Origin of the sequence: Acinetobacter sp. P1(2025), from assembly GCF_051390655.1 — a bacterium.
Taxonomy (GTDB): domain Bacteria; phylum Pseudomonadota; class Gammaproteobacteria; order Pseudomonadales; family Moraxellaceae; genus Acinetobacter; species Acinetobacter junii.
In genome coordinates this window covers 16,753-28,347 of the sequence record NZ_JBPKBJ010000045.1, presented here as the reverse complement: position 1 = coordinate 28,347, position 11,595 = coordinate 16,753, and the positions used below count along the sequence as shown (strand labels likewise).

General features: G+C 36.4%; 8 protein-coding genes and 1 pseudogene. 2 read left to right on the top strand and 7 right to left on the bottom strand.

Features of this window, described 5'->3' with window-relative positions; all coding sequences use genetic code 11:
- On the top strand, nt 1-432 hold a 432-nt coding region (locus ACSC97_RS12155), incomplete at its 5' end, for a transposase (RefSeq protein ID WP_436661177.1).
- Between the two features lie 19 nt (nt 433-451).
- On the opposite strand, the pseudogene ACSC97_RS12150 reads toward ACSC97_RS12155, so the two are convergent.
- The 6 genes and pseudogenes from ACSC97_RS12150 to ACSC97_RS12125 all read right to left on the bottom strand — a co-directional run.
- Nucleotides 452-649, bottom strand: a pseudogene (locus tag ACSC97_RS12150) (transposase); the annotation flags it as partial.
- Between the two features lie 446 nt (nt 650-1,095).
- The gene (locus ACSC97_RS12145; protein WP_004962472.1) at nt 1,096-2,652 is read right to left on the bottom strand and encodes an AAA family ATPase; all 1,557 of its coding nucleotides are present in this window, start codon (nt 2,650-2,652) and stop codon (nt 1,096-1,098) included.
- 42 nt (nt 2,653-2,694) lie between these two features.
- Nucleotides 2,695-3,309 carry a hypothetical protein gene (locus ACSC97_RS12140; protein ID WP_436661175.1) on the bottom strand — a complete coding sequence of 205 codons (615 nt, stop codon included), beginning with the start codon at nt 3,307-3,309 and terminating at the stop codon, nt 2,695-2,697.
- Nucleotides 3,306-3,539, bottom strand: coding sequence for a hypothetical protein (locus ACSC97_RS12135; RefSeq protein WP_004962476.1), 234 nt, complete (start codon nt 3,537-3,539; stop codon nt 3,306-3,308). Before ACSC97_RS12135 ends, ACSC97_RS12140 begins: the two co-directional genes overlap by 4 nt.
- 33 nt (nt 3,540-3,572) lie before the next feature.
- Nucleotides 3,573-5,291, bottom strand: coding sequence for a hypothetical protein (locus ACSC97_RS12130; RefSeq protein ID WP_436661172.1), 1,719 nt, complete (start codon nt 5,289-5,291; stop codon nt 3,573-3,575).
- 42 nt (nt 5,292-5,333) lie between these two features.
- On the bottom strand, nt 5,334-5,816 hold the full coding sequence (locus ACSC97_RS12125) for a hypothetical protein (protein ID WP_436661170.1): 483 nt from the start codon (nt 5,814-5,816) through the stop codon (nt 5,334-5,336).
- Between the two features lie 326 nt (nt 5,817-6,142).
- On the opposite strand from ACSC97_RS12125, the gene ACSC97_RS12120 reads away from it, so the two are divergent.
- The gene (locus tag ACSC97_RS12120) at nt 6,143-6,679 is read left to right on the top strand and encodes a hypothetical protein (RefSeq protein WP_039907850.1); all 537 of its coding nucleotides are present in this window, start codon (nt 6,143-6,145) and stop codon (nt 6,677-6,679) included.
- A 128-nt stretch (nt 6,680-6,807) separates the two neighbouring features.
- Here ACSC97_RS12120 and ACSC97_RS12115 read toward each other — a convergent pair whose 3' ends face one another.
- Nucleotides 6,808-11,538: an AAA domain-containing protein gene (locus ACSC97_RS12115; RefSeq protein ID WP_436661168.1), complete on the bottom strand. Its 4,731-nt coding sequence runs from the start codon at nt 11,536-11,538 to the stop codon at nt 6,808-6,810.
- Nucleotides 11,539-11,595 lie beyond the last annotated feature (57 nt).

Below are 11,595 nucleotides of genomic sequence, written 5' to 3'. Positions count from 1 at the left end.
AAACTGTATATTAGTGCGCTACGATTAGAAGATGGAGAACTTTTACTTGTTGTTTCTCCTATGTTTAATGCTTCTGCTATTCGTGATTATGCATTACGCTGGGAAATCGAAACCTTATTTAGTTGTCTCAAAGGACGTGGATTCAATCTTGAAAATACTCGTTTAACAGACCCTAGACGAGTCAAGAAATTGATAGCAGTGCTAGCGATCGGTTTCTGTTGGTGCTATTTAACAGGTGAATGGCAACATGATCGAAAAAAAGCGATAAAAATAAAGAAGCATGGACGACTTTCAGTAAGTTTATTTCGCTACGGTTTGGACTATGTTCAAATGGCTATTCTACGTTTGATTGGTTTTGGGAAAAAAGAGGAATTTAAGAAAGTGCTCGCAATTTTAAGAAAGAAAAAGCCTGATAGGACAAGGATCCTATGAAATTTGTCGTGTACAGAGTAAGTCTGGTATTTTCGGCTTCTAGCTCTTTCAGTCGAGCCATTAATGATGTATCCATACCACCATATTTGGCACGCCATTTATAAAAGGTAGCATTACTCATGCCGTGTTCACGGCAAAGGGTCGCTACAGGTGTGCCAGATTCTGCCTGTTTCAAGATGGACATGATCTGACTGTCAGTAAATTTAGATGTTTTCATGCAGAATCTCCTGCTCGTATCTTAAGAGAAAATTCTACTTTTAGATCCTATTATTTTTAGGGGGATTACCCTTCCTATGCCATTCTACAATTTTTTGATAATAAAACAGCCACGAGTTTTAAAAGATGATCCAGATTCAGAGGATTAGGAATAGTATCGACCACGGCGTTCACTCAAAACTCTTTTCAGAATAGTTATCTTTACCTAGCGGTATCGTTGCCCAAATTGCGGGACACAAACCTAGCGGTACCGAAGAGAAGCATTACACTGTTCGGCTAATTGATCTACTAAGAAAATGGCATACAGAATATGAGAATTGGATGCTTGAGCAGGCCAATATCACTTTTGACGTGAATTAAACCCTATTTTTTCTAGGCCTCACTGTTTATATCAATAGAATGCATTTTTTATAAATGCATTCTATTTAGGACGAATACATCAATAATTTACTGTAATACAGCCCTGCGCATCTTCACTGTACTCTTATCAATTTTATTCATCTGCATGTGTCCTGAAGCAGGTACAGCCCTTTCTCTTCCCCAATTACGTATAGCTTCTATCTGTTCAGGACTTGTTTGAGAGAGAGGCACCACATTTTCAAAACTTTGTCTGAATAAATCCGTATTAATGACATCATCCCCATTAAGATATGCTTCTTTAACTACTTCTCTTACAGCTGCTTCCAAATCAGATCCAGCGAAACCTTCCGACAATTGAACTAATTCATCCATGAGTGTAGGATCAATATCTCTCTTCAAACCACGTCTGATATAAATTTCAATAATTTCTTTACGCTCTATCGGTGTAGGCAAATCAACAAAAAATAATTCATCAAATCGGCCACGGCGTAATAACTCTGGAGGGAGCATCGAAACATCATTCGCCGTAGCTACAACAAATACTCTCGATGTTGCTTCCTGCAACCAATATAAAAACTGTCCTACTAGACGCGTTGCGGTTCCGCCATCACTGGATTGACCGGCACCAGCCAATCCTTTTTCAATTTCATCAATCCACAGCACACAAGGAGCAACATGATCTGCTGTGGTTAATGCATCTTTTAACCTGCCTTCACTTTGACCTAAGTATTGTCCATGGATAGTCGATAAATCCAAGCGGTACAATGGGAGTCCCCAGCTGGCCGCAATTGCTTTCGCTGACAAGGATTTTCCACACCCTGGTACTCCAACTAGCAGAACCCCTCGTGGCGGTCTGATACCACGTTCACGCAAATCTGCTGTTAATAAAGGTCTTTCTTTATCCAGCCAAGCTTGTAGTCCAGCTAAACCGCCTACACTAAGACTGTCCTCTCGGACTACCACTCGCTCTACGCCTGAGATATCAGCAAAAATACGATCCTTAACATGCATTAACTCCTTAAGGTCTGCTTTTGTAACTCTCCCATTTGCTAAAAAAGTTGCAATAATATTTTCAGCTTCAATACGGGAAATACCAGTTAAAATTGCTGCTGCTTGTTTCTCATCGTTGAGATCCCATTCAATTGGGAAATGCTCGCGATATGCCGTAATTTGTTCATGAATAAGCTCAGCCATTTCATCTTCTGTCGGCATTGACAACGTTAAGGACATACCTAAACGCTGAAGCTGACTCCAGACTGGTTTTGAAGTAATGACTATTACACTTCCACCATTTTCAGCCGCCAACATCACAACGTCCTGCATTTGACGAGCAAAATTAGTATCATCTTCTAAATCAGTTACTTCCGTTAACAAAAAAGATAACTGCTGACGCTGCATCATTTGACTACTTGCAAAGTCCAAAGCTCCAATAACTGAACGATCATCATTTACACCTCGATTGCTTATAATCTCTCGAGTACCTTGAGATAAGGTATGTACATAGAAGCTAGCATTAAGCTCAGAAATAATTTCTTTGCAAATATCAAGAACACGAGCTCGCTCTGCGCTACGTATAGAGATAAACGGTATACGTGCTTTTAAATATCGAGTTAGAGTTTGTTTAAATTCCTTTGTATCACTCATGATTTTGATTTCTCATTCATTCGAATAAATTATTGAAATTAATTACAGAAAATTACGTCTTTTAAATTTTGTAGAAGTCTCAGAAATAGCAGTGTCAGTTAGTGGCTGGTTCTTTTGAGATATATACGGCATATCCTTAGATGGCACACTTACTTTCGTAAAATTCAATATCGAATTATGCTTAATAATACTAAGTAAACGGCCTGTTCTATCTCGGGATGCACTATTTTCCAAACTACTTTGCGTCCTTTTAGCATAATTTTCAAGCTCAGTAGTCAAGTGTTTTTGCAATAGTTCTGGAAAACACTCTAAGGTTGCAATTTCATGAAGAAAGCTTAATGTTCTTCGTGCACTAAGCAATCCCGTGATCAGCCCCGACTCGTCATTACTGTATGAGATATTACGATCTAGGCGCTGAGCACACTCTTGCAGACGCATGTTAAAAACCAGTGCCAAACGCTCTGAAAAACGCTCAGCGACACCGGAAGTCCAGCTTAAGCTACCTTTTGACAGGAGCACTTTAATATCTTTGTCATATTGGCTGTCTTTCAAATAGCCCAAACAATCACACCACTCTGAATATGTATGTGGCACCTGCACAGGTACATCAGGGTTGTGTTTCTCCGATGTACCGGCCCAAGTCAATTTTCGACTCATATTTTGCTCTTTTTAAATCGACGTACAAATCCAGTTTGAGGCAACAAATCCCATTCAGGAAACTCTCCCACAAAGAATTGAGTATTGCCTGTATTCAGCTGTGATTGCGCAATATTCACAGTTGCTTCCTTCACTTGTGCTTGAGGTGCGTCATTCTGAGTTGCCTCATGTAGAAACACTCTAGTTTTGGAAGAAATATTTGTATCTGTTGCATTCTCATGATTTTCCATGTTTTATTCCCTCTATCTTAATTAGTATTTGTGTTAGCCAGCCATTAAATTTCGGCCTTTATCATGAGCAGACATCAGATATTCTTTCGATGAGAGTTCATTAAAGAAATCTGAAACTAGACTTGATTCACTGTCTTGGTGCATTAACTGTTTCCGCATATCTACAACTTCAGCTAAGATAGCTTTAAGCTCATTGGCACTCTGTTCTTTAAGATATTCATAATGCTGAGCAACATTTTTCTTCTGGTTATCTAAATTCTTATAATCCATGAACGCCCACCATAATAAAGCAGCACCTATTACAATTGCCCAAACAGCAAAACCGGTGAGTAAAATTAATGCACCACCAATAACCGCTTTAATATAAGTTGGCATTTGAAGTTTGACGTTTGCAATTGCCTGTTGTTTTTGCGCTTCGATATATCTTTCTAAATCTTGCAGCAATAATGCTTCATTACTTCCATTGTTAGTTTCACCGGTCCAATTACACTCGGCTAAGTTCAAGGTCAACTTTTGCGGAAATTCTGCTCTGATACTAGCTGTCAAATCTTGATGGGCATCTACAATCCATTGTTTAGAAAGTGCAATAGCATAACGCTGTGTCGCTACAGAGGCATGTGAAAGTTGCGGATGCATAGCAGCGTTGGTAAGTAACTGCGTAAAGCTTACCATGTCGCTTAATGTTTTCTCTTCTAAGCGATATTTCTCTTCAGCGACAGAACGATCGCCCATTTCATCAATAATCAGCTGGCATAGATGTTCTTGCTGTCTAAGAGGCAATTCTTCATCATCAAAGTTTTGCACAAGCTTATCTAAGAGCAAATCCACTTCATCATTCAAACTAGGGGATGGTTTAATTTCCCCCTCAAATATATCGCTAAAATATTTATGAAGAATTGAATGAATTTGTGTGTGATTCAATGACTCACTGATTTGTTGCCAATCACTACTTGGAACTGCTTTATACAATCTAGGATAATTTTTAGAAAAATCCTGATTTGGATATTTTGTTTTAATTGCATCTTCCCATTGGGAACGCTGTTCTTCGACAAAACCTGCTTGAGCTTCTAACTCAGTTACCCATTGTTCAATTCTAGATGAACATTGCATTCTTACACTGGCACCAAAAACTCCATTTACCAATGCATCCACTAATACTACAGTTTGACGATCTAAATTAAATGGATCTTGTTGTCCTAAATAACGATCTAACCATGTCTGGCATGCAGCTAATCGCTTTGCACGACGTGACACCAATGCAAAAAAGAGTGTCGTTTTTTCATCATCACGCTTTAACGCTTCGCTCAATGCTTTTTGTGCAAGGTCCTTATTATCGTTTAACCAAGCACCTAAAGCGACTAATGCTGGTGCTAACCAATATTTAGGCGTCAATAACATTAATTCTTCAGTAGCATTTTGCATTGTTTCTTGACGAACAATCTTAATATCAGCCGCCTGCAAGATACCTGTTGCAATACGTCTTACTTGCCCATAGTGACCATAACTTGTATCAAGCTCTTGTCTGATTTTAACTTGACGAGTTTCAGCCAAGCTAATTTCTTTAGCCCTAACATCAGCCGCTACAAAATCACGGAACTCTTGCCAAAGATTAACTAAGTCCTGCTGTGTAGCATTTAAATTTTGATCAACTACGTCAATTTGACCTGAGATCTGATCTAGGCTGTTTCCTAATGCTGATAGACTTCTATTAATATTTGACAAATCCGCCGTCTGTATAATACGTTCAGCCATATTTCACCCCTTTTATATTGAGTTATTGCTAAGTTAAAAAATTTATTTGTTTATTATTGCCGCCGTACCATCATCTGAAATCGCCACCATTCTGTCAGAATAAACTTCAATGCACATATAGTTGTGATGTTTGGCTAAAGTACGAGCTCTTTCTAATTCTGATTTCATACTTTCCCCTACTTTATAGTGTTCAATGATCTGACCAAAAAAGTCTAAGGTATGAACTTCGTAAGGAGCTCCTAAATAACACTTAGAAACGATCCCTATAAGTAAGCCCATTGCCGCTTCAGGCAATTCTTTTTGTATATTCTCCTTCAGTTCTTGCAATGAAGTTTTGTTACTATGGTGAGTTCCAGTATCCAATATTTTTATATATTCAAGATACTTTTTACTTCTTGGCATTCTTAAAGCCCTCTCCAACTCAACAGGTGAGCTTACCTTTGTACCTGTTAAGATAGAGTTAAATGAAAGCCGCAAATCTGTATCTTGTTTTTTAGCAGACTCTGCAGTTAACAGTTTCCTCATATACTTTTCCTTGTGAACCTTCAATTCTTAAATAGAATATTAAAAAACTATATAAATCTATTTGATATACTCTATTGTTAATACATTCTTAATAATAAAAAACTTGTATAATTAGTAATTTACACAATAATTATGAGCATGAATAGATGAATCAAAAAATTTATAATTCTTTAATTTTATAGTTTTTACGGCTTTGTTGCACAAAGATTTCATAACTATATGATTTTAAAAGTTTTGATTATTTTTTGATCCAAAATTAAATTTATTTAAATCAGATGCTTACATATTTATGCAACAAAGCCAGTTTTTACTATAAGGGGAAATACATGGAAGGCTACAATATTTATAACATTATTTTATTAGTATATTTCAGTATTGTTATTACCGGGATTTTCTTAGGTGCTGGCAAAAATCGTACTATCATTGTGTTTAGAGACTACGATGATCTTGGATTGACTTTTCTTATTCCGACTTCACTTTTTGGCATTATTTTCATTTTTCATATGTTGGGCGGCAGCCCTAACTTCAGTGTACCACTTGCGATCATTGTGGCATTTATTCTGTTCTGTATCATGGTTAAAAATACTTACATCGACAATGATCGTGTGATATGGAAAGTTCTCATGGCACTGATGACAAAACTGCCTCTTGCCTTTCTTTGGGTAATTAATCTTATTTCTCTCATCAAGCCAAGTGGGCAAACAGCAAGGCAACGGCGTGAAAGTCGGGCAAACGCCCTACTTATATTGGCTATTATTACTCCCATTATTGGACTTCTAGTAGCTGATAAATCTGGCGCATTATTTAATCCAAAGCAGTGGATTAAAGGCAAACGTATTGGCAGTATTCGCAATCATATGTAATCAAAAATCCCTGCTTATTTAGGTTCATCGTTGAAAAGTTAAAATAACCCTGAACTAAAGATTACTACTGTAATCTTTAGTTACGTAAGTGTCCGCTAGCGAATCCATTTAAATACAAGCTAGTACAATTAAAGAATTAACAAATCTTTCTCGATGTCACTTTCCGCACTCATTTCAGATTCGTCATCTACCCACACTTTGTGTTCTACATCTTGAGTTAAGCTACTCATTCCATGTGTAGGTTTTATACCCATTGCATCAAGTTTTTCCTTTAATGACATAATCATATTTTCACGTTCAATGGACCAACTCGATGCAAAGCATCTCCAGAATGTCCATCCTGCGCGTTCTAAAGCACGTTGACGAGTCATGTCATCATGCCATTGTTCTGGCCCATGATAGCTATCACCATCACATTCAACAGCCAAACGCTGATCACCATCTGACTCAACGACTAAATCGATTCGATAGCTTCCAACCTTAACCTGTGGAGTAACTGTGTAACCCATTTCATGAAGTGTCGTAAATACAGATTTTTCAAACTCCGATTCACACAAGTCTAATTTTGCTTCAAATGATGCTTTTTGATCTTCTTGCAAATCATAAAAATGATTGAGTAAATTCAGCCTTAGATCTTTTGGAGATATATGATCACGACTCACGGAATGGACGAGATACATCCGTTCACGAGCACGGCTTGCAGCCACGTTGAATCTCTGTTCATGATCGGATCGACTCAAAGCATGACAATTCTCAGGATCTGCTACCATAGATAAGAAAATAATATCTCTTTCTGCACCCTGAAATGCTGAAGCATCTCCACAAGCAAATTGAACCTGAGTAAGAGTTCCTGCGCCAAACTCATTCAAAGCTTCTGATTGAATGAACTCAGCCTGTGCTGGACCTAGCAACGAGATCACGCCAATTGATCTATTCGTATATCGTTCATCTTTAAAAAGTAGCTTCATTTCCTCAATAATTGCTTTCGCTTCTATTCGATTAATATGTTTGCTGTTTTTAGATTCTCTATATCCCTGCGATGTATAAATTGCGACTAAAGCTGGGCTTAACTGCTCAGACTTCTTCGATAGTCGCATTGGCTTAATACGATTACCATAAAAGTTTTTATTGCTGTAACTAATGATCGCAGGATGACAGCGGAAATGCTCTAGAAGCATCACACTTGACTCATAGATAGAAGAAGCCATGTCGTATAAAGACATATCTGGTGTTAAATATGCAGCATGTGGCTGACCATGTAGATAACGATTTCTTAATACATCAATTTGAGCACTTGCTAGACCGACATTACTCGGAGAAACTTGTTTATTATCCCCCACTACTAATAATTTTTTAGCACGCATTAAAACAGGTAATACATCAATTGATGATTGTGATGCCTCATCCACAATCACTAAGTCAAAGAGGCCTAATTCAGCAGGCATAGATTCAGATACCTGAAGATGTGACATGACCCAGCAAGGAATAGCTGCTGTTGCCTCTTTAAGGGCTACTTGAGCATCTTTTCTATAACGTGGAGCATTCTTACCTGTCCCTTTTCCATAGTGTTGTACAGCAATTTTATAACGCTGTAATGCAACTAAAATTTTGTCTGAGGCATTTTCCTTTAATGCCAACCATGTCTTGTTTGCTGCCAATTGAGCGTAATTTTGAGATAGATTCTTCTCGTGTATACGACGGCGCTCATACAAATTTTCAATTTGACTTGTATTACTGATGGCCATTACAAAAATCTCAAGACGTTTCCATTCCCAAGCCTCTAGCAATGTATTACGTAATACAGGATCTTCAATTTCTTCAGCGTACGGAACTTCCAGAATATGTTTACTAAGAATCAAAGCATTTGTTTTACTCAATCTAATACTGGCGGATTTAACTCTTTCAAAATCTTCAGTTAGATCTTTTAAATGTGATAATTTTTTTAATAAATCAGCATACTCGCCAAGTTCACTTTCATGTAATGAATCGGAATCAATCTGAGATACAATTTTTTTTAACTGATTTGATATTTTATTACCAAACTCTGATAAATAAAGGATTTGATCAGCCAGTTGTTGTTGATAGACTTCTAAATTAAATATTTTTAACTTCTGCCCTAACAATTGAATCAAGTCATCAATATTTTTAGGTAATCCGTAGAAATCAAAAGATTTAGCTCTCTTAAAAACTTTTAAATAATTCGCATTAAATTGATCCAAATATTTATTTTTTAAATCTAGGCATTTTTGGGTTCTACTGATGAGCTGGGTGAACTCTTTTAATATTTCATCGATATTACGATTATTTAACTCAATTAAAGGAATGTCTAATTGTGCGGCAATACTATTCCATTTGCTCATAAAGACGTTAAGAGTCTGCCTTCTATCAAGATATTCTTTAAGTCTTTTCCATTCATCCGATGTATCAGGATATTTTCCAGAAACTTTAATTGACTTAAAAAGGTCTTGTAACTCAGCAGTACCAAAATGATACCAATTAAATGGCTTACCTGTATCAACAGCACGTTGAACAGCTTGATATTCTTTTGAGTTTGGTTGTATCTCAAAATTCAGCTCTATAGGATCAATTAGTAGCGTTTTCCTGTATTCCAATAAAGGCTGAACTTCTTGAATAAGGTTACTATAGATATCAAGTTCCATAGCCTTATCTTCTGAATTTATCTTTTTGAAATAGCTCAATAACCATGGTTCTGCATGATCAAGAACAAGGTTTAGATCTTCTAGATAAATCTTTAACCAATCTCTTAGCTCATTAATTTCTGATTCAAAAATAGTTTCCTTGAAATTATGTTGGTCATTTTGCTTTAAGAATTCCTCAATCTCATCTTTTTCTTTTAAGAACTCACTTAATTTCTTCAGGCTCGCCGAATCTAACAGCTTTTCAGGAGCTGGCAGAGGTCCATAATTTATGTATGGTAAGTTTATACCTATTTTCTTCCTTGAGTCTCTCAATTGAATCAACTCAATCTGGGAAAAAGGAAACTGGTCTTTTTCCTCCAAAGTTAATTGGTCGGTAAACCATTCGCAGGATGCTCTACTTTCTAATACCGTTTTCACGATATCCATAGGTAATTTTTTATTACCATCTACTTCAATATTTTGATAATGCTTTTCTGCAAAGTTATATATTTCTCGATCAATCAAAGCCATTTCATGATGGTTATGATCTATTTGATGTTTTAGAACTTCGATCGTTTTTCGAACTTCTGCAACATTCATTTGGGTAATTTTTTGCACAATCAAATCGATTGAAGATTCAAGCTGATTTTTACTTTCTTTGCTTGAACCAATGCGACTGACTACCAAAGGCTTTAATTCATCAGGAATCTTTTCATGTACTGTTTTAAGGACATGTGACTGCTGTGCAGTTACCAGTACTTTTTTACCATTCGCCAAATAGTGACAGATAATATTTGCAATACTATGTGTTTTGCCTGTACCTGGTGGACCTTGCACCACTACACCACTGCTGGTTAGCAGATTCTGAACAATAGTAATTTGTTCTTTGTTATAAGGCAGCGGGAAATAAAGCTCTTCAACTTTTGATCCGAATCCCTCAGTACCAGAACGCCCTCTAAAACTATAAGTCTCTTTTTGATTAATATCGCTTTTTAATTCTGTCACTAACGATAAAGGTTGTTCAGGTATAGCCACTGAAGGGTCATTAAGTTTAGTTTTTAATAACTCAATGTCATCGCTTAAAATAGAATTTCTTTTAGGACGACTAAACAATACTGATGTTAATGTCACCGCTAGATTTTTAGATGGTATAGCCCTATTTTCAGCCTCAACAATTGCTCCTTTTGAAAAAATATTCGCGACGAAGGCATTAACTAGATCAGAGTAAGTTTCCCCTTCAAATAGGCGTAATGAGCGACCATTATTTAAGTTTTCTTTTAAGGTTACTTTTACTTGTCCTGAAGTAGGCAGATCATCCTCTAATAAGATGGCATCCATTTCTATATTGGCACGTGTATCTTTGGCACCTACACGTATTAATCCATTTTTTTCTATCTCCATTTCTAACGGGATAGTAATAAGAGGATATGAGTAAGATTTTTGAGTCGTTGGAAGTACCCAGTCAACTAAGCCAAAGCCTGCAACAATTTCTTCACCATCACCTGTTCCACCTAAATTAATCGCGGTATTCCATGAGAATAATTTGTCGTAAACAACAATAGATTTTTTAATATCATCGTTATTTTGTTTCCAATCTTCCCAAATATTTTGATAGCTTTCGAATTCTTTGAACAGCTCCTGAAGTATGTCAATTTTAGTAATCAAATCACATGCCACGCTAATGTAGGGCAAGCGGAATTGATGAACTTTTTTGAAAGATACAATCTTATTTAAACTAGAAAAATTAACAGTGGGTTCTTTTTCGGCATCTACATGAATGTAGGAAGAGAGTATTTCAGATGGTTTCGGCATCGATTGAAGCTGTAATCGTTCAATTTGGAACCACCAATCGTCATCATTCAGAATTTTTAAGCCACGAAGTTTTTCTAGATCATGAGAATAAAATCTATTACCACTCATTTCATATTGAATTTTTTGAGTATCCTCAGCTTGATGAGATACATAATCCAACAATTGAATTAGTTTATTTTTAACAATATCATTTAATTCAAGTTCAGAGTTCATCATTGGTCTTTCTAATTTTTTAACTGACGGAATTATAGCTAAAGACCAGCAAAAGGCTTCATCTTGTGAAAATATATCTTGATTTTGATATAAAAAAGCATTCACTTCTTTCTTTTCAATACCAAGAGTTTTGGCAATTTCTCTAGCAGTAAGTTTGGGCTGTTTAACCAAAATAGCTGTTATTAAATCCTTCATGTGATTCATATTTCCTAATCATTTCAAAAGCTTTTCTCTTTAACTGATTTATACAGA